The organism is Chitinophaga niastensis (assembly GCF_003014755.1).
GTDB lineage: Bacteria > Bacteroidota > Bacteroidia > Chitinophagales > Chitinophagaceae > Chitinophaga > Chitinophaga niastensis.
In genome coordinates, this window is record NZ_PYAW01000001.1 from 570,946 (window position 1) to 592,026 (window position 21,081).

Annotated in this window: 15 protein-coding genes; 7 read left to right on the plus strand and 8 right to left on the minus strand. The window is 43.0% G+C overall.

Annotated elements, in window-relative coordinates; translation table 11 throughout:
- Nucleotides 1–373: 373 nt before the first annotated feature.
- A complete protein-coding gene (locus CLV51_RS02435) occupies nt 374–1,066 on the minus strand; it encodes a zinc metallopeptidase (protein WP_106526417.1) in 693 nt (230 codons plus the stop codon).
- A gap of 559 nt (nt 1,067–1,625) precedes the next feature.
- Here CLV51_RS02435 and radA point away from each other — a divergent pair.
- From radA to CLV51_RS02465, 6 genes are all read left to right on the plus strand, one after another.
- The gene (radA, locus tag CLV51_RS02440; protein WP_106526418.1) at nt 1,626–3,002 is read left to right on the plus strand and encodes a DNA repair protein RadA; all 1,377 of its coding nucleotides are present in this window, start codon (nt 1,626–1,628) and stop codon (nt 3,000–3,002) included.
- 16 nt (nt 3,003–3,018) lie between these two features.
- Nucleotides 3,019–3,708 carry a ComF family protein gene (locus tag CLV51_RS02445; RefSeq protein WP_106526419.1) on the plus strand — a complete coding sequence of 230 codons (690 nt, stop codon included), beginning with the start codon at nt 3,019–3,021 and terminating at the stop codon, nt 3,706–3,708.
- 140 nt (nt 3,709–3,848) lie between these two features.
- On the plus strand, nt 3,849–4,370 hold the full coding sequence (locus CLV51_RS02450) for a glutathione peroxidase (RefSeq protein WP_106526420.1): 522 nt from the start codon (nt 3,849–3,851) through the stop codon (nt 4,368–4,370).
- A gap of 121 nt (nt 4,371–4,491) precedes the next feature.
- A complete protein-coding gene (locus tag CLV51_RS02455) occupies nt 4,492–5,043 on the plus strand; it encodes a hypothetical protein (RefSeq protein WP_106526421.1) in 552 nt (183 codons plus the stop codon).
- Nucleotides 5,044–5,077: 34 nt separating this feature from the next.
- Nucleotides 5,078–6,217 carry a DNA polymerase III subunit gene (locus tag CLV51_RS02460; protein ID WP_106526422.1) on the plus strand — a complete coding sequence of 380 codons (1,140 nt, stop codon included), beginning with the start codon at nt 5,078–5,080 and terminating at the stop codon, nt 6,215–6,217.
- Nucleotides 6,218–6,364: 147 nt separating this feature from the next.
- Nucleotides 6,365–7,852 carry a PSP1 domain-containing protein gene (locus CLV51_RS02465; protein ID WP_106526423.1) on the plus strand — a complete coding sequence of 496 codons (1,488 nt, stop codon included), beginning with the start codon at nt 6,365–6,367 and terminating at the stop codon, nt 7,850–7,852.
- Between the two features lie 198 nt (nt 7,853–8,050).
- On the opposite strand, the gene CLV51_RS02470 is transcribed toward CLV51_RS02465, so the two are convergent.
- A complete protein-coding gene (locus CLV51_RS02470; RefSeq protein WP_106526424.1) occupies nt 8,051–9,103 on the minus strand; it encodes a nucleoid-associated protein in 1,053 nt (350 codons plus the stop codon).
- Between the two features lie 153 nt (nt 9,104–9,256).
- Between CLV51_RS02470 and CLV51_RS02475 the strand changes: the two genes are divergently transcribed.
- Nucleotides 9,257–10,156, plus strand: a complete 900-nt coding sequence (locus CLV51_RS02475) for an SMP-30/gluconolactonase/LRE family protein (protein ID WP_106527558.1) — start codon at nt 9,257–9,259, stop codon at nt 10,154–10,156.
- Nucleotides 10,157–10,287: 131 nt separating this feature from the next.
- Here CLV51_RS02475 and CLV51_RS02480 read toward each other — a convergent pair whose 3' ends face one another.
- The 6 genes from CLV51_RS02480 to fabG all read right to left on the minus strand — a co-directional run bounded on the left by CLV51_RS02480 (nt 10,288) and on the right by fabG (nt 21,074).
- Entirely contained in the window at nt 10,288–13,278 is a 2,991-nt protein-coding gene (locus CLV51_RS02480) for a glycoside hydrolase domain-containing protein (RefSeq protein ID WP_245898601.1), read from the minus strand.
- Nucleotides 13,279–13,449: 171 nt separating this feature from the next.
- The gene (locus tag CLV51_RS02485; protein ID WP_106526425.1) at nt 13,450–14,937 is read right to left on the minus strand and encodes a RagB/SusD family nutrient uptake outer membrane protein; all 1,488 of its coding nucleotides are present in this window, start codon (nt 14,935–14,937) and stop codon (nt 13,450–13,452) included.
- A 23-nt stretch (nt 14,938–14,960) separates the two neighbouring features.
- A complete protein-coding gene (locus tag CLV51_RS02490) occupies nt 14,961–18,188 on the minus strand; it encodes a TonB-dependent receptor (protein WP_106526426.1) in 3,228 nt (1,075 codons plus the stop codon).
- 187 nt (nt 18,189–18,375) lie between these two features.
- A complete protein-coding gene (locus CLV51_RS02495) occupies nt 18,376–19,539 on the minus strand; it encodes a FecR family protein (RefSeq protein ID WP_146151212.1) in 1,164 nt (387 codons plus the stop codon).
- Nucleotides 19,540–19,572: 33 nt separating this feature from the next.
- On the minus strand, nt 19,573–20,145 hold the full coding sequence (locus CLV51_RS02500; RefSeq protein WP_158266917.1) for an RNA polymerase sigma-70 factor: 573 nt from the start codon (nt 20,143–20,145) through the stop codon (nt 19,573–19,575).
- 179 nt (nt 20,146–20,324) lie between these two features.
- The gene (gene fabG / locus CLV51_RS02505) at nt 20,325–21,074 is read right to left on the minus strand and encodes a 3-oxoacyl-[acyl-carrier-protein] reductase (RefSeq protein ID WP_106526429.1); all 750 of its coding nucleotides are present in this window, start codon (nt 21,072–21,074) and stop codon (nt 20,325–20,327) included.
- Nucleotides 21,075–21,081 lie beyond the last annotated feature (7 nt).

The following is a 21,081-nucleotide window of genomic DNA, read 5'->3' on the forward strand; positions in this document are numbered from 1 at the left end:
GGTTCTAAATTTAGATTTTGAATTATTGTAACAGCAATTTGAATTATCGAGACAGCAGTCTGAGTTGTGACGGCAGTCTGAGTTTGGTTGAAACTAGTCTTGGGTCTAAAAGTTTATTTTTTTGGTTGACCTTATAAGCAAAAACAATAAAATTGGCTGATCACACAATTTAATCGAGTATAAATGTAAAATTTTATTTCATTAAAACATTAACGAAATGTTAAAAAGATATTAAAAAGTACGTTTAAAAGCATCTTTTTCAGTGAACTAGATAAGAAGATAATCTCTATAAGGAAATAAAATGCATTTGTGTAGCAGTAAAAAACCGCCCTGGCAAGCCGGGGCGGTTTCTGATATTTATTAAATTAATGCTTTAATTATTTCTGTTCCTCGCTCCCATGTATATCATAATGTATTGAAACAGTGTGGCAACAGAAGCTAAAGCAGCCACCACATAGGTCATAGCCGCCCACCAAAGGGCATTTTTCGCTTTATCGTGTTCTTCTGGTCGCATTACCCGGCTATTATCCAGCCATGCCAGTGCCCGGCGGGAAGCATCAAATTCTACCGGCAGCGTAATCAGGGCAAATGCGGTTGTTATTCCGAAAAGGATAATACCCCCTAACAGGAGTTCCGGAAAACGGTTTATGAGCAGAATACCGGCCAACAGCACCCATTGTACCAGTGTGGAGCTCACCTGTACTGCCGGGACCAGCCTGGACCGGAGGCCCAGCCACGGATAGGCGGCAGCATGTTGTACAGCATGGCCACATTCATGAGCAGCTACTGCAGCTGCAGCCACATTGGCGCCGCTATAAACATCCGGACTAAGATTGACTGTTTTAGTGCCAGGATTATAGTGATCTGACAGAAACCCTTCTGAGGAAAGTACCTGTACATCATATATCTGATTGTCTCTCAGCATTTTATCCGCTATCTGCTTGCCGGTCAGGCCGGAAGAGGTGGGTATTTCGCTGTAAGCCCGGAATTTACTTTTCAAAATATAGCTTACAAGCATGCTGATCCCCACAAAAATCAGCGACAAAAACAAGATTCCTGGTGTCATACTTTTAAGATTATTATGACAATCGGGGCACAAATACCTCACCAGATCCTCCCTTTTAAGTTTTATTTAGCACTTGTATGTCATCCCTTCCTTTTGTCTGAAAATTATAAATTTAACACTGCCATATTGACGCTAAAATTATTTTTTATGCTTAAAAAGCGTCTGTTTGTCACCCTATAAAATGCAACTTATTACTAGTTTTTTATATGCAAAAATCATCAACATCAACCCTATTTATCAACATTTTACGAGTTCCCAATGAAAGTAATATTGGACAAAAACAGCCGCTGAAACAAGCGATGGCAGCCACTTTGTTACATTAGGAAAATAGCTCAAAAGTTATTCACATCAATTAAATAAACTTTTTTATTCTGAAGCCATTTTGTAATTTAGACCTGAATTTAATGGGTTAGTAAGTAGAAAGAGTCAGCGGAATCTTCCGTTTGGCTCTTTTCTCATTTTAGCCATTTATATCTCTCTTTTCACTACTTCTCCTGTATCATTTCCGTGCGATAATTATAAAACCATTTACTTTGTATGCATCCTGTTTTAAAAAATTATGAGTAAGATAAGAACCGCTTTTTTCTGTCAGAATTGTGGATATGAATCCGCCAAATGGAATGGTAAATGTCCGAGTTGTGGAGAATGGAATACGTTTGTTGAAGAAAGAGTGCAAAAAGATATTCCACAGAAACAACAAGACTGGAAAACAACTGAAGCGTCGGCCGTACGCACGCAAAAAATAATCAACCTTTCGGAAGTTGTTACAACTGCTGAAGAACGTATACTAACACCGGACAACGAATTAAACCGTGTGCTGGGAGGTGGCATAGTGGCGGGTTCGCTGGTATTGGTAGGTGGAGAGCCGGGCATCGGAAAGTCTACTTTATTCCTGCAAAATGCACTACAACTAAAACATATTAAAACACTTTACATCAGCGGTGAAGAAAGTGAGCAACAGATAAAAATGCGAGCTGACCGCATCCAGAATTCCAATGAACAGTTTTATCTGCTCACCGAAACATCTACACAAACAATCTTCCAGGAAATAAAAAAATTGCAACCACAACTGGTGATTGTGGATTCTATTCAAACATTACACTCCCCGTTTATTGAATCTGCCCCCGGCAGCGTATCACAAATCAGAGAAACAGCAGCAGAATTACAACGTTTTGCCAAAGAAAGCAACACACCCGTATTTCTCATTGGTCATATTACCAAAGACGGCTCCATTGCCGGCCCAAAAGTGCTGGAACATATGGTGGACACGGTTTTGCAGTTTGAAGGGGACCAACATTATGCCTATCGCATCCTCCGCACAATCAAAAACAGGTTTGGCTCTACTGCAGAACTGGGCATCTATGAGATGACCGGCACCGGGTTAAGACAAGTAACGAATCCTTCAGAAATCTTAATATCTCAAAGAGAAGATCTGCTGAGTGGTGTAGCCATTTCTGCTACCATGGAAGGCATGCGCCCCCTGTTGGTAGAAGTACAGGCATTGGTAACACAATCTGTGTACGGCACACCACAACGCACGGCTACTGGTTTTGACCTGCGCAGGTTACAACTATTGCTGGCCGTATTGGAAAAACGTGGTGGCTTCCATTTCGGGGTAAAAGATGTCTTCCTCAATATTGCCGGCGGCATTCGCGTAGAAGACCCGGCCATTGACCTGGCCGTATTATGTGCCCTGTTATCTTCGTATGAAGACAACGCTATTCCTGCAAAAATTTGCTTTTCCGGCGAAGTAGGCCTCAGTGGCGAAATACGCGCCGTCAACCGCATTGAACAAAGAATTGCCGAAGCAGAAAAACTTGGCTTCGAAAAAATATTTATCTCCCGATATAACAAAAAAGGAATTGATTTCAGTAAATTCCATATTGAAGTAATTGCGGTAGGAAGAGTAGAAGAAGTTTACCAGCGATTATTCTAATCTTAAAATCAATCCAATGTTTACCAGTTTGTTATCCCCACTGGTCCACCTCTTTTATCCGCATTGCTGTGAGGTATGTGGCACTGACCTGCCACAAACAGAAGAATTGTTGTGTTTGCGCTGCATGCAGGCATTGCCTGCCACCAATTTTCACAGACACGCTAACAACCCGGTAGCCCTCATTTTCAATGGCCGCGCCCTTGTGCAACAGGCAACAGCAGCTTATTATTATAGCCAGTCCTCCGGCCTGCAGCAACTCATTCATCAATTCAAATACAGGCAACGACCCGATATTGCCAACTGGCTGGGCAAACAAATGGGCTATATGCTAAAAGAAAGCACCTGGTTATCCACTATTGATTGCATAGTGCCTGTTCCGCTTTTCCCCCGTAAAGAAAAGCTACGCGGATACAACCAGGCAACGCTGCTGGCTAATGGTATTGCACATGTTACACAACTACCGGTACAGCCTAAAGCACTCAGCAGGCAACAATTTACAAGTACCCAAACAAAAAAAGGAAGAACCGGCAGATGGCAGAATGTAGCCGATGCTTTTCAGGCCAATGACACCTCCATATGTAACCGGCATCTATTACTGGTGGACGATGTAATTACCACCGGTGCCACTACTGAAGCTTGTTGCAACGCGCTGTTACAGGCAGGTGCGCAGGTCAGCGTTTGCTGCCTGGCCTTCTCCTACAGCTGATCTACGCGATTGGCATATGCCATTATCCTGGTGAGAAAAAGTTAACTAAAAAGATACTCTTTTTTCACCGGGGATACCTAACTTTACAAGAATAGATTATTTGCTGAATATCTCAATCTGTCTTCATTAAAAACAACTATATGTTCAAATTAGCAATACTGTCAATAGTTATGTTATTTGCATCTTCCCACCTCTATGATTTCAAAGTAGATGCTGTTGATGGAGGAAAAATAGATTTCTCCAAATACAAAGGGAAAAAGATACTCATTGTAAACACTGCTTCTCTTTGTGGTAATACACCGCAATACGAAGGACTGGAAAAATTATACAAAAAATACCAGGATAAACTGGTGATCATCGGTTTCCCCGCTAATAATTTCGGTTCGCAGGAACCAGGCAGCAATAAGGAGATTGAGCAGTTTTGTACTAAAAAATATGCTGTTACTTTTCCAATGGCAGCTAAAATATCTGTAAAAGGTGCAGATATACATCCTTTGTATAAATGGCTGCTGGATGAAAGTAAAGCGAAGCACCTGGAACCAGCTGAAGTAACCTGGAACTTCCAGAAATATCTGTTGGATGAAAAAGGAGACCTGGTAGCTGTATTTTCTCCTAAAACACAACCTGAATCAAAGGAAATAATCGCCGCAATCGAAAAATAGTTTTTTATAACACTCTGTTACTGCCAACTTAGTGTAATAATATATTTATAGGAACTCACGTTATACGTATAGGTATTAACGTGAGTTTTCTGGTATCATTTACACAAAGTGGATCATATTCATGAAAGATCATCTTACTGCAACAAAAAACACGCTGCTGCTGGCAGTCTTAATGCTGGCACTTTTACAGCTATTTAGTGCTTGTCAGAATGAAGTGGATACTCCCACACTTTCCTGCCCTGGATTGTCGATGAAGGCTTCTATACAAAACACTACCAATTCCTTGAACCTTGTCAGCAACGTTGTATTTCGTCAGCAAACTGATACCGGGGGTGTAAAATTTATGAGCCTGGAAGCGATATCTGATACAATGAAAGTACTGCTGAATGTAATGGATGGCGTGTATGACGAAAACGCCCTGAAGAATGATAGTCTGTATCTTAAAACCTACATTTTTTCCACTGCTGCCGACAGACAAGGCGGACTGGTAGTAGTGTCGGTAAATGATGGTATCGATTACAAACCCTACACCACTGATACTTCCAGCATCACTATTACGAGGATTAACACAATAAAGAAAACTATTTCAGGTAATTTTTATTTTGCTGCCAATAACCGTACTATCAGCGGCAAGGGCACTTTTCAAAATGCCTGCTATGTATCGTTACCATAAATGCTGATTAGCCCCTTTTTATTATCTTGCGCCCATGCTTTTTTCAGATATCATAGGACAGGCCGACGTGAAGCAACAGCTTATACAATCTGTTCAACACAACCGGCTCAGTCATGCCATGATACTGCTCGCCCCTGAAGGAGCGGGTGGCCTGCCGCTTGGCCTGGCATTTACACAATACCTGGTTTGTGAAAACAAACAGGCTGATAGCGCCTGTGGCCGTTGCTCCGCATGTGCCAAAGCATCTCAGTGCGTACATCCGGATATTCATTATTCCTATCCGGTTATTCCCCGCAAAACAGGCGATAAGCCTGTGAGTACAGACTATATCAGCGAGTGGCGCGAATTTGTAGCTACCAATCCATATGGCAATGCCTATGACTGGTTACAGTTTATTGGTGCGGAAAATAAACAGGGAAACATTACTGCCACTGAGTGCCAGGACATTATCCACAAACTCAACCTTAAAAGTTTTGAGAGTGGCTATAAAATATTGGTGATGTGGATGCCCGAATACCTGGGCAATGAAGGCAATCGCCTGCTGAAGCTGATAGAAGAGCCCCCCAATAACACCCTCTTTATACTGATAGCAGAAAACCAGGAACAGATACTGGCTACTATTTTGTCGAGAACACATCTCATCAAAATAAATCCGCTGGCAAAGGAAGATATGGTGAAAGCACTCATCGAAAGAGGAAAGGTAGCTCCAGCCAAAGCACAACAGATAGCCACTATTACTGCCGGCAACTATCGCGAAGCGATATACCTGCTACAACACTCTGATGATGATTATCATGAGCTGTTACGTAGCTGGCTCAATCATCTGTTTACCGGTAACCGTGTAGCGCTGCAGGAATGGATAGAAGGCATCTCCAGTGCTAAAACAGGCAGGGAAAATCAAAAGCAGTTCCTCCGTTATTTCATTAACCTGCTGGAACATACCATCCGGCTGCAATACCTGGACAGAAGCCTGCTGGCCTTTTCAGAAGAAGAAATGGACTTTGCCGCCAAACTGGCTAAACTGGCCAACCTGGACCAAATGCAACAGATTGTGGAGGCATTGGACAACGCCAGCTATTATATAGAGCGTAACGCCAACGGAAAGATGCTATTTCATGCACTGTCCATCAAGTTACAATATATATTCAAAAAGAAACCTTTACCTGTTATGTAACAACAGGAGCTCTCCCCGGGGCTTATCAGCGCCTTTTCCCTATCTTTGTTGTTTCCGGTCTTTTTGTTTATCTGCAAGGAAAAACGTATTTTGAAGAACTGGAATGACCTGAAATGCTTATTTATAAAATTTAAACTAATTAATAATATGGCTTGTGCCGGATGTGGTACGGGTGTGGATGGAAAGCCGTCAGGATGCAAGAGTAATGGAGGATGCAGCACAGGAGGTTGTAATAGACTGAACGTATTTGATTGGCTGTCCAATATTCCACTTGGCGAAAGCTTAGCACCATTTGACATTATAGAAGTAAGTTTTAACAATGGCAGTCGCAAAGACTTTTTCCGTAACGTTACCAGACAGCTCCTTGATAAAGGCGAAATGGTAACCGTGGAAGGTGTAAGCGGATTTGACGTTGGAACAGTGAGCCTCACCGGCGAACTGGTAAAACTACAAATGAAGAAGCGACGCGCGGAAGACACACCCGAAGTAAAAAAAGTATTGCGTCGTTCAACCAACGACGACCTGCAAAGAATGAGCGATAATAAGTCACGCGAGAAAGAAGCCCTGATTAAATCCAGAGCACTTGCCCGCAACCTTGGACTTGAAATGAAACTCGCGGAAGTGGAAATACAGGCCGATGGCCGTAAAGCCACTTTCTTCTATACTGCAGATGATCGCGTTGATTTTAGAGAACTCATTAAAATTTATGCCTCCGAATTCAGGGCCAAGGTAGAAATGCGCCAGATAGGTGCACGCCAGGAAGCCGGAAAAGTAGGTGGCATCGGCAGCTGTGGAAGGGAGTTATGTTGCTCCACATGGCTGACTGATTTCAAAAGCGTAAACACTACCGCTGCCCGTTACCAGAACCTGTCTATCAACCAGGCGAAATTATCCGGACAGTGTGGTCGTTTAAAATGTTGCCTCAACTACGAGCTGGATACCTACCTCGATGCACTGAAAGATTTCCCCGAAGACGCTGATACCATCGAAACCTCTGGTGGTGTTGCCAATCTGCAAAAAAGGGATATCTTCAAAAGTCTCATGTGGTACTCGTATGAAGGTAGTAACAAACAATATCCGCTGACGATTACCAGGGCTAAGGAAATCCGTATGCTCAACAAACAGGGCATAAAACCAGATGACCTGAAACCAGCGGAAATAACAACTGCCAAACCTAAAGAAGCAGATCTTGGATATGCAGATGTAGTTGGTCTTATCAGCTTGAAAGCACTGGAAAAAACAACCCAGAAACGCAAACAAAAAGATAGGGACAGGCAAAAACAACAAAAAGGCGGAGAACAGAAACAACAAGGTCAGGGACCAAGAAACGAACTAGCGAAGCCAGAACAAAAAACTGCACAAAGACCAGATAACCGTCCACCACAACAGGATCGCAGACCTAAACAGGAAAACCGTCCGCCGCAACAAAAGCAGCAAGGTGGAGGCCAGCCAAGGCAGGGCCGCGAACAGCAGCCACGCCCTGAACAGGGTCCAAAGCAACAAGGACAACCAGGTCAACAGGGACCGTCCGGACAAGCGCCACAACAACCAAGACAGGATCGTCGTCCGCCCCGGAACAAACCAAGACCTAACAATCCAAACAGAAACAACAATCCTGATAAGGAAAACAAATAACAAACAAAAAAGACAACCGCGCTGGTTGTCTTTTTTGTTTGCCTCTGGCAATAAGTAAGCTATAAAAGAAAAGGCCGCCCAGATGAGGCAGCCTTTGTTAATAATTGGTTTTTGCTTATGAGAAAAACTTAAAAATTCTAATTAATTATCTCTTCACAAAATCAACTACACAGGCGCCTCCCTGACTATTACACATACCTACGACTCATTTTCAAACAACAATTTATAATAGTGCATGTTGGTGGCTTCATCAAAACCGCGCTCAATCATTTCGCGGTTGCCATGAATATAAACATGAAAGTTTCGATCTAACTTCAGAATGCTCTTAAATACCTTCTGCTGTTTTTTTACAGCCTGAGCTGATATCTCAAACTCATCAGGGATATTTTGCTGGTGCTCATGCTGGTACTCATTCCGATATTCCTTAAAAAAAGCGATAGCGTCCGGATGACCTAATACTTCTTTCGCAAAATCGTCCAGCTGGAATTGCTCTTTTTCTTTAAAGTATGCGGCTGATTTATTTAACAGATCTACCTGATCCACACGATCCATCTCATATTCTACAGGCAGTTTATTGTGGATAAACTGCTTGCACATGTTCACTGCTGTTTCTGTCTGATGGTAACTATCTTCACGGCGCTGCACTTGTAAAAAAGCATCTTTCCAATATACGGCCTCGGTTTGCTTACTGATACTATCTACAATACTTACCTTAAAACCATTCTCCTCTTCTGTATTAAAAACAAGACAACCTTTGTCCAGCTTATTAATATTTATACCATCTTCATAATTAACCTGATAATTATCGTCTGCCAGAAAGACCTTCAAATAGGTATCACGGTTTTCTGACTTAAAGATGCCTATAGCCTCCACTTCTTCACCATCTACCTGGCACTTGCGAAAGTAGGCTATATAAAGCTCCCCCCCTTTTATTTTTGGATGGGTGGAATGTTTATATAGATGTTTGGCAATATTGACCGACTGCTCCTGGAATTCATTTTGGTCAGTAAATATACGTCGACAATATTGAAATATTTCATTCAATTGTAGATCCGCATCATGACTGAACCTGAAATATTCGGCAGCATTGGTAAAAGGCTGAATAAAATAAGTGATCAATAACTGGCTGATCGTTTCGTCTTCCAGCTGCAACGGCGCTTTAGAACAAAGGAGCGACTCCTCATTCGATGAATTTCCTACCTTATGAATAGTAAGATGCGCCAAATCTTTAAACTCCGAAACATGGATCATGGGCGCAAAATTAAGAAATTAGTTGACAGTCAGTGATCCTGTTCTGTTGATAATTATTTCCTGATAATTTCATTACATACCATTCCTATAGGAATAGAGGGCAAAAAATCTGGAATAGTTCCTTAATTTAAAGCTTCAAAAAAATAAATGGACATGAAAAAACACATATACATGCTGGCAATGATGGCTGGATACGGCTTACAAGCGATGGCACAACAAGAACCAACCGCCAGACCGCTATATGAAGCGCGTGACCTCACCGCAGAAAACATGTTTTCTGTAAACATAGAAGGACCCAACTTTGACAAAGCCGGCAATTTTTATGTGGTAAACTTTAAAAAAGACGGCACTGTGGGGAAGATAAATACCAAAACCGGCGCCGGCGAAATATTTCTTACCCTGCCGGATAGCAGCGTAGGCAACAGCGTGAGCTTTAACAGCAAAGGCAATATGTTTTTACCGGATTTCATAGGACACAATGTGCTGATGGTAGATATGAAAACCAAAAAGGTAACCGTTTACACACATTCCGATCAATTTAACCAGCCTAATGATCTGTGCATTAATAAGAAGGACCAGATCTTTGCTTCCGATCCTGCATGGGCCACCAGCACCGGTCAGCTCTGGCGCATAGATGCTGATCGCAAACCTGTACTACTGGAAGGCAATATGGGCACTGTTAACGGAATTGAATTAAGCCCGGACGAAAAAACACTGTATATAAATGAAAGCGTTCAGCGCAAAGTGTGGAAGTACGATGTAGATAAAACGGGTAACCTCTCTAATAAAACCCTCCTGGCTACTTTCCCTGATTTTGGGTTTGATGGCATGAAATGCGATAAAGCCGGTAATCTTTATATCGCCAGATGGGGTAAAGGCGTAATTGCCGTATTATCTCCCAAAGGAGCACTGATCCGTGAAGTACCATTAAAAGGCAAACAATGCAGTAATCTGGTTTTTGGAGATAAGGACGGGAAAACTGTATATGTAACCCTGCAGGACAGAAAATGCGTGGAAACCTTTAGGGTGGCTATTGCAGGAAGAAAATATTAATAAGAAGTAATTAGCTTTTAGCTATTAGTTTTTAGCAAAAATGCAGCGAAGACAAGTATCGATTATAATTCATAATCTTTGCCTGTCTTCGCTGCATTTTTGCTAAAAGCTAAAAACTAATTGCTAAAAGCTTATCTAATAATCAACAACCATCCCTTGTTCTTAGCAACAGGAATAGCCGCATCTTTATCGAATACTTGTCCTTGCTGGAAGTTACGTATATCCGGCGCCGTTATAACAGCCTTTGCAGGATCTATACCGAGCGCTTTCCAGTCGATACTCAGTTTAATAGTAGTGTCTTCTTTAGCCCAGCTGGCAAGGGATATCAGCACTGCACCGTCTTTTTTATAGATAGTGGCAGGAACAAGTGGATTATTAGTTTTAACAGGATTATTATCTACCCAATAACCAATCATCTTTGTGCCCTGCATTCCAAAATCATCCCATACTTTCCAGATAGGACGCGGATCTGAGTTCTCCGTCCACGGCATACGGTTAGTCATGCCGTATACCATACCACGCCACTGATTGCCACCATCCTGCAGCATCTCTCCCATCAAACCAAACGGAATACCGCTCACTTCTGTCAGAAAGAAATCAGGATCATTGTTTTCATAATCAAAATATTCACCAAACCAGAGGCGGTTCAGATACGGAAAATGCTCCATATACAACATTCCGCTGTTGATAAAACCATCTGTTTTATTATACTGATTAGCAGAATGCAGATCAATGATACCAGGATGGCCATCCTGCGTGAGTACTCTTTTAATACGCTTCATGGTGATGCGGTCAAAGGCTACGTCATCCAGGTAGATGCCGTCTATACCTACATTTTGCACCAGCCAGTTCATGCCTTCCACGTAGTAGTTATGCCAGCGGTTCATACCGCTGTTAATGATGGCAGCATCTTTAAACTCCGGTACAAACCAGGCAGCAATATAGTCTTTGCCCACATGCTCCTGCAACCAGGAGAAGCCACCACCCTTACCGGGGCTGTATACTTCATGGCCTAAACTGCGCAGTGGAAAGGTTTCCCATGCATGATCAGACAATTCTCTTACTGTATTATAGATCTTAACTTTTAGTCCTTTGCTGTGTGCTACATCAATGTAATCCTTCATCTTCTTCCATTCAATAAACGGATAGTTGATCCATGGATTTATTTCGTTACCATGGTGGATATTCACCACTGTGGCGCCGGTCGCCTTGATGCTGTCCAGGTTATTATACTTATGATAGAAGCGGGTAGCCCACTGGAAATCAGTGTTCACAGGATGGAACGGCGTAATGATGAGATGGAAATTGTAATACAGCACGTCGCCTTTATGCATGGTTCTTTCGCCGCTATAGCTGTTTACCAGTATTGCCTTGCCCTTCTCTCCTATGGTAATACCGCCTTTGTCGCCATTTCCCCATGAAGTTGGCAGCAGTAAAGGTTTCTGTAGGTAGAAGTTTGTATTAAGCGGCCGCACATAATTTTCATCTCGCAGCGTAAATTGTAAGCCGGCGTTTACATCGCCAATCCAGGCACCATCCTGGTTTTTGCTTTTCACATCCCATTTCCAGTCAATTTTTTCCGGACGGACGCCACCTTTCTGATTCAGGCCCATCATGTATTTGGCGGCTCCTTTATCAAATGGCAGGTGCATGGTAATTTCCTTCAGCCCTACTTCATCGAGTGCCGTTACTTTTACGGTATAGTCTATGAAGCCATCAAATTCTAATGAGGCATTCACTTCCATTTGCAATCCTGCGGTAGTGTTGATAGCTTTCCAGCTGATTTTTCCGGCATCTTTGGAAGTTATCTGCCAACCCTGGCTTTCCCATTTGAGATCCTTGCCTGTGGCTGCGGAGGTGAAATGAAAATGCACAGGTTCTGTGAAAATATTCTTTGCCTGTGTGGACAGAGATGTCATTTCAGGTGTAAAAAATGTTTGAATTTGTGCCGGGAATCCATCTTTATTAATACCTACTTTACGACCCAGTAAGCTGATAACACTGTCTTTTAATTCCAATGCCGTGTAAGGTGCAATAACTGCGTTATCCTGTGCCAGTGTAGAATTCAGCCATTTCAACCGGGTTTGTTTCCAGGGCTCATTAAAGCCGCTGTTAACTGCCAGTTTATTCGTTACCGTTAGTGTGAGTCTTACCGGCATGGCGGGCATATCTGCTGCCTTAATAGTAACAATGCCTTTGTAAGTGCCTGGTGTAGCGGTTTGTGGCACATCAATGCCGCACCACATCGCCTGTATTTTTCCGGCTGCCACATTTACTTTGTTGGCAAAGGGTTGCGCATCGTAGGTAGTTCCGTTGGTATTGATGCAGTTCAATTGCGCTGCCGGTATGGTTTTACCGGTTGTGGAGGTAAGGTCTGCAAAAGATATCTGCACATCTTTCATCTCATTACGAGCGTACACTCCTAACTGAAAGGTGTAGTACTCTCCTTTGTCGGCCTCCCCTGCAAACGCCTGTGATGGCCCTTTCTGGATCCAGCGTTGCGGCAGATCATCCGTCATTTTAATCGGAAATTGTCTGTCTTCCGGAAACACCAGGTAACCTGCAGCCGGATGCTTTAACAACAACTGTTGCTGTTCAGCCACTGTAGCTATGACTTCCATGGGATAGAAAGTATTGAAGGCATCAACAGCTTCCAGCTCCTTTACGATAGCATTGGGCTTTATTGTAGCAGTAACAGATTGCAGCCAGTTATTATCTGCTGTTTGTTCCGGTGTAAGATATACGCCGCGCGGGTAGTTGGATCTCCCTTCGTTTTTATACGGCAGGTAATAAATATAGTAATTGCCTTTGCCGGAAGCGGGTTCAAAACAGATATCGCCCTGTTCACGATTAAGTACCAACGTTTTTACATTGGTGATCTTTTTTTGTGTTTGTGCATCCTGTATGATGATACGTTTTAATTCCGGGTGTTCATCACGGCGACGCCATGGGATGACTACACGGGCCACTTTGTCGGTGCCGTTAAAGGTAACTACTGCCCGGTGATTACCGAGCGAATCCGCATCCCAGTTGTTGTTGCCGACGGTATACTTTACCTGCTGGGCCGTTGCTGCGGCCAGGAAGCTGAAAGTAAACCCCGCCAGCATGAGTCCTTTTTTCATAATATGGGAATGGTGGTTGTGCTGATGCATGTAAGATGATGAGTTTTAAATGCTGTTAGATCAATGTTCACTGTTGAGTAAATTTACTCTTCCGGCGTTTTTTTTCCTGATTTATTTTTTAAAGAGAAAGTCCCCCGTTTTTGGCGGAGGACTTTCCTGGTAAGTTATTATCTATTGCAATGGGTTCTGCACCAGATTCGGGTCCAGGAGGATTTCCTGTTCCGGAATGAAATGTACCACGCTTGCATCTGTATATTTAATTGTTTGAGGATTAGCAGGTTGTACACCTTTGTAATCCCTGAATACATCACGGTTGTTGCGGAACAGATCAAACACACGATGCGTTTCAAATGCCAGCTCCAGACGACGCTCATCCAGTACCACGTCGAGTACAGAGGCATAGCCCTTTAAATCTAAAGCAGAAAACAGGGAGGCACCACTTAAGCCAGCCCTTGCGCGAATGATATTTACATCAGAAATGGCCGCCGGGTTGTTACCCAGTTTAGCATTAGCTTCTGCACGTATCAGGTACATTTCGGCCAAACGTAGTACCACAGGAGAACTCAGCGTAGGCACGTTGTCCTGGTTAGAATACTTCAGGATATACCATTTAGGCACACCATTACGTTCTGCAGCCACCTTCTCACCGGTAACAGGATTCAGAGAATCTTTTCCATTCTGATCTTTCATTGGCACTATCTGCACAAAAGCATTCCTCACATCTTCAGGGTGTTGATGCAGCAGCTTCAGGTAAGAGCCGGAAGCATACATCTCGCCATAGCCCATACCTCCGGGTGACATATAATACATGGAACCTATAGAGCTCCAGGTACGATCGTCCTGCAGGGTATGATGAATAGCAAAGATGGTTTCCTTGTTATTCTCATTACTTTTAGTGTAATAGCCCGGCAGATCTGATGTTGCTACCAGGGAGTACTTATTGGAGGTGATGACAGAATCAGCGTATATACGTGCAGAATCATTCTTTCCCATATAGAGATAAGTCCTTGCCAACAAAGCCATTGCTGCACTTTTGGTAGCATAGCTGTTGGTGTTGGAATTATCCATCAGGTTTTTCGCCCTGCTGAGATCCGCTACTATCTGCGCATATACTTCCTTCACCGTATTACGTTTAGGCAGCGCCGTTATATCATACTTTGTAATTACAGGTATGCCCAGGTTGGTTTCAGGACTCTGGCTGTAAGGACGACCAAAAGTTCTTACCAGGCTAAAATGAACGAAAGCACGGATAAACAGATTTTCACCGATCATCTCATTCACCGCATCGGATTTTCCTTCAGACATTACTTCCAGCAGCCTGTTACAGCCGTTGATGGTTTTGTAACCCATACGCCATATCTGCAGGGCATTTCCCTGGTTGGTAAGGTGCCCGTATGTATAGGAATAAAACAAAGGATCCGTAGTGGCGCCGCTCAACGTCACATCATCACTCGGGAATTCCCCCATCTGGAAATAATTGCGTGTAAAATTTTCTTCTTTCAGCAGCGCATAATTACCTGCAGTTGCCGCCGGCCATTTAGTTTCATCTTTCAGGATATCATTATCCGGAATAGCACTGTATGGATCTTTTTTCAATGAACAGGAAGAGGCCATTGATAACAGCAGCAGTCCTGCAAAATATTTTGACACATGTTTCATGATAATCTCTTTTTTAGCTCCTGTTAAAAATTAATTTCAAGGCCTGCAAACCATTTTGTACTGGACGGATACTTAATGGAGTTGATACCACGATCATCCACTTCAGGATCTATACCGGAAAATTTGGTAAGTGTCCAGAGGTTATCACCGCCAACAGAAATCCTGGCATTTCCAACATGCACACGATCCAGCCAGGCTTTAGGCAATGCATAACTCAGGTTTACATTTCTCAGACGCAGGTAGCTACCGTCTTCCAGGAAACGGGAAGATGGTTTATGCGAATTTTTATTACCCTTGATCTTAAATAATGGATGGGTAGCCACATCTCCTGGTTTTTCCCAGCGGCTCCATCCTTTATCCAGTGCCATCATATTGTAAGTATAATATGCTCCATCGTTATCCATCAGTTCACGGGTGCTGTTATACACCTCATTACCTGAAACGAAGGCAAGGAAAGCACTCAGCTGGAAGCCTTTGTAAGACCAGGTATTACGCATGCCGCCAAAAAATTTTGGGGTAGCAGAACCTACAATCTGCAGGGAAGCATCATTATAATTATTGGTAGTAGTTTTACCAGTCACCTTTCCATTAGCATCTGTGATGAGCTTTTCCCAAAGCGGATCACCATTGGCAGGATCTACACCTGCCCATTTACGCATGTAGAAACTGCGCATGTCCTGTCCCTGATGCAACACGAAATAGCCATTGAGCGGATCAATGATCTGATTTCTTCCGGCATAAAGATCCGTCACGGAGTTTTTATTGAAACCAATATTGAAGTCGGTGCTCCACTTGAATGCGCCTACCAGGTTGTCTGTGCTCAGGTTAATTTCAATACCTTTATTACGTACCGAACCTACGTTCTGTGAAATATAGCTGTAGCCTGCGGTTCCCGGCAAAGGCACATTAAACAGCAGGTCTTTACTATCTTTCTGATACAGATCTACCGTCAGGTTAATGCGGTTAAATAATCCGAGGTCAAAACCAACGTTGGTATTATACACTTTCTCCCAGGAGAGATTAGGCACATTGTAAATGCCAGGATAAGCACCCGGATAACCATTGTACTGGGTATTGATCGCATACGCACCAATAGCACTGTAATCACCGATTTCCGCGTTACCGGTAGTACCGTAGCTGGCCCTTACTTTCAGGTTGGTAATAGCTTTTATCTGTTTGATAAAGTTTTCTTCCGAAGCAGCCCATGATGCACCAAAAGCATAGAAATTACCATACTGTTGGTTGGCGCCGAATTTGGAAGATCCATCCCTTCTGAAGGAAGAAGTGAAGTAGTACTTATAATTGTAGTTATAGTTTGCCTGTATAAAGTAAGAATTAAATGCACGGTCTACTTTTGTTCCACCAATAGACATAGGGGAAGAAGTTCCATCCAGTACATTTACGCCCTGCAGAATACCTTTACCTTTTGCGTTGATATCATTAAGGTTTGTCTGCTGGAACTCAGCACCTACCAAACCATCGATGTTATGTACTTTGTTGATCGTATACCTTGCTTTTAACAGGTTGGAGCTGATATAGCTGGAAGAATCCTGATAATAGTTATACAGGTTACCACGATCATCGGAACCGGAGGATGTTCTTACATCTCCATTGCTTTCCTGGTTAAAATGATAGTACTGCGCACGGTTGGTAGTACTGAATGACAACCATTTGGTGATATCATATTCCAGTTTCACCAGTGCTTCGAGTGACTGTCTTTTATTTTTAACGTAATTATATTGCTGATCATAGAGGAAGTTGCTCATATCCCTTCCATACCAGTTGTCTGCTGTCAGCGGATTTACCGGCTGCCCCTGTGCATCATAGGCTTTGTCCCATGGCAGGTTGGTATAGTATTGATATAAGGATCCGTTTGAATTATCCCTGTCGGTAGACTGTGTACCTGCAAAATTGGCGCTTACACGCAGTTTTTCGGTGATGTTATGATCCAGGTTCAAGCGTGCACTAAAACGCTCTACACCAGTACCTTTCAGGATACCATCTTCTTTATAGTAGTTACCGCCCAGGTAGAATTTTGTTTTTTCATTACCACCACTGGTAGATAATTCGTAATTCTGGTTGCTGGCATTTTGAAATGCAAGTTTCTGCCAGTTGGTATTGATAGTGCGGAGAGAAGGATCCAGTGCTCTGCCTGCGGCCTTTTGCAGGTCGTACAGATCCGCTCCGTTCATCAGGTGAAAATGGCCTGTATTGATTTGTGCCGTACCAACATTCGTACGGAAATTCACCTGTGTTTTACCTGCCTTACCTCTTTTAGTAGTAATAACCATTACACCATTTGCTGCGCGGGCACCATAAAGGGTAGTTGCCGCCGCATCTTTCAGGATGGTTACACTTTCAATATCACTGGGGTTGGGTAAACCACCAATAATACCATCTACAACTACCAGCGGAGAGTTGCCGGCAGTAAGGGTTCCGTTACCACGGATACGTATTACAGGTGCAGATGCCGGATCTCCGGAGCTGTTACCTACAAATACACCGCTTACTTTACCCTGCAGCATTTTATCCACACTGGTGGCTGTTACATCTTTTAATTTTGCAGCACTTACTGCTTGCGCAGCACCTGTCAGGTTCTTTACAGTAGTGGTGGTATAACCCATTACTACTACTTCTTCCAGTTTTTTAGTATCAGGGTCCAGCTTAATGTTTATCTCCGAACGCCCTCCTACCGTAACTTTCTGCGGTGTATAGCCGATATAGGAAAATACCAGCACACTGTTTTCCGCAGGTACCTGTATGGTATATTTTCCGGTAGCATCTGTAACAGCACCATTGCTGGTACCTTCTACAGCGATGGTTACGCCTGGTAAAGGATCTTTCGTAACAGCATCTGTTACAAAACCGGTTACTTTTACCTGTGCGGTGCCAGTGGGAGTAATTACTACCAGGTTGTTTTCCAGCACGCGATAGGTGACATTGGAGCTGCTAAAAAGCATACCCAGCACGTCATTGATCTTTTTATCTTTTACATCAATTGTTACCGCCCTGTTCAGGTCAGCAAAATTTTCATTGTAGAAGAAGCGATAATTACTGTTGTTTTCAATGAGTTTGAAAACTTCTCTTACGCTCTTATTTTCAGCGTGTAGTTCACTGATTTTGTCCTGCGCGTAAGCCGCGGCAGAAACCTGTAAAAAACCTCCGAAAATCAGCAGACCCGTCAATTTCATCATGAGCAATAATTTTCGCCCGGGGCAAAAAAATGCCGCCAGGTTTGCAGTGGATTTCATAAACTTGTATAGATTTTAGTTAAACGAATAGTTACGGTGGCTGCCCGTCGCAAAGGCAATCCACCAACATGTGATTTTCGTTGATTGGGGTAAGTCGCATTACCCCAATTTTTTTTAGTTGTTCATATCGTGCATGTAAGTTGGTTTTTTACAGGTGATTGAATGATGATACTCCTATGTTTTCCGGCTACTTACCGGTTCTCAATGCTCTTGAATACTTCTCTTTCAACTCTTTATCGAGTGCTAATGTTACTACTCCGTTATCTATATTATACTTCAGCGGAGCTGTGAGCTTAAGTATGTTTAGTACCTGCTCCAGCGTTTCCTGGCGAAAAATGCCGCTAAAACGGTATTCTTTCAACTCTTCTTCCTTAAAAATCACCTTTACATTAAACCTGCGTTGCATAGTTACCGCCAGTTCTTCCATAGATTGTGCAGCTACTATCCAGCTGCCATCTTTCCAGGCGGTATATATTTCTGTATCGTTCACGTCCCTGCTTTCCACCGGTACAGCTGAGGGGCTGTCTGCGGCTGGTGCAGTATTTTTCGTATGTTCACTGCCGTTAGTTGATAATGGTTTTTTATATACTACGTGTTGATGCGGTTTCATCATCATCCGGAACGGGCTCGCTGTTTTACTACCGTCAATTTTCACTTCTCCGTCTACCAGTGTGGTCACTACCGTTTTATCTTCCGGATATGCCTTTACGTTGAAAGACGTACCCAGCGCGAGTATCTTCAGGTCCGATGCATTTACGGTGAAAGGCTTTTGCGCATTGGTATGCACTTTAAAAAAAGCCTCCCCTTCCAGTTGTACTTCGCGGCCACGGGTGTTGTAAGACTGTGCATATTGCAGTTTACTGCCTGCATTCAGCCATACTTCCGTGCCGTCGGACAATTCAATTTTTGTGGTGGCCCCCCTGGGGCTGGTCACTGTTACGATGGCGCTGCTGTTATCTTCTCTTTTAAAAGATAACCATGTATATACAAGACCACCGCCTATTACCAGGGGCAATGTATAAGATGCTGCCACTTTGAGATACTGTTTCCACCTGTTAACAGCAACTACAGGTTCCGCTGTAACCCTGTTTACCAGATCATCCCAGGCCACAGTAGCATCGTATTTTCCAGATGGTGCTGTGATCAGCCAGGCGTCCCGTAATTGCAAAAAATAAACCTGGTTCGCTGTATCTTCTCTGATCCAGTGCTCCAGCATCTTTTGCTCATTCGCGGAAATATCCCCGGACAAGAAACGTGCAATCAGGTCGTCCACCTGCTCTTGTGTATAGTTAGGCCCCATAATATAGAAAACAGCTACTAAGACAATTTTTCTCAGGTAACAGGGTGACAAGCTCTCAAAAAAATTTCTCTTTTTTTTAACATGCTATTTCAGCAAGGGAAGTAATTCATCTCGTAACCGTTGCAGGGCGCGGGTCATCTGGGTTTTTACGGTATTGATGGAGATACCTAAATGGCGGGAAATTTCCGGATAGCTTAATTGCTCAAACCTGCTGAGACGAAATACATCCTGGCATTGCGGCGGTAATTTGCAAATGGCTTTTTCTGCCAGTAATTCCAATTCGGAATGTTCCAGCTTTTCTATCGGCGAGTGTGTGGAAGATATACTGAGCATGGATATGCGGGATTCCAGCTGATGCATTAATTCACTGCCGTATTGTGCTCTTATTCTGTCCTGCTTAATAAAATTGAGGCAATTATTTTGTACCGCTCTATATAAGTAAGCTTTTTCAGACACCTGGATATCCAGGTCCGCGTAACGTTCCCATATCTTCACAAAAGTATCCTGTACAATTTCTTCTGCCAGCTCATGCCGGTTTACAAAATCAAAAGCGAAAATGCAGAGCGCAGCGTAATACTTTTTGAATAAGGATTCAAAAGCTGGCAGTTGGCGTTTTTGCTGTATAATATTTGTGCTTACTTCCTCCAAATTGTTCACGGCGACCTCACGATATAATTCCCAAATTATCACATTTGGACTTTACATCGTCAACATTGTTCACCTTTTATTATTTTATATAATATAATTATTCCCTGTAATGAAAAGGTACAACAAGTTAGCAGCAATAAAAAACGCGGGTAAATTACCCGCGTTTCTCTATCCGTTTATTTAATTGATTACATGCACAAGCCGCCACAGGTGCTGATTGTTTGTCCGGTTACATAACCGCTCATTTCTGAAGCCAGGAACAGGCAAACATTCGCAATATCTTCCGGTGTACCAAAGCGGGCCAGTGGAATTTGCTGAATGTAAGTGCTGGCGCCATCACCTTCTTTCAGATAACTGGTCATATCTGTTTCCACAAATCCTGGTGCTACTGCATTACAGCGAATGTTGCGGCTACCCAGCTCCTGTGCAATGGATTTAGTAAATCCGATAATACCTGCCTTGGAAGCGGCATAGCTGCTCTGGCCGGCGTTGCCCATAATACCAATTACAGAGCTCATATTAATGATACTGCCGCTCTTTGCCTTCATCATAGGGCGTATTACATGTTTGGTCATGTTATATACACTCTTAAGGTTGATGTTCATTACATCATCCCATTGATCAGGGCTCATGCGCAGTAACAGGTTATCTTTGGAGATACCTGCATTATTTACACAGATATCTATTTTTCCGAATTCTTTCAACACTTCTGTTACCAACGCTTCACATTCTTCATAAACACCGGCATTTGACTTATATGCCTTTGCTTTTACGCCTAAAGCTATGAGTTTAGCTTCCAGTGCTTTAGCTTTTTCATCAGAGCTCACGTATGTAAAAGCTACGTCAGCTCCAGCAGCTGCGAATTTCAAAGCAATGGCTTCTCCGATACCACGGCTGGCGCCTGTTACAATCGCTACTTTGTTCTCCAGTAATTTCATGTTATAG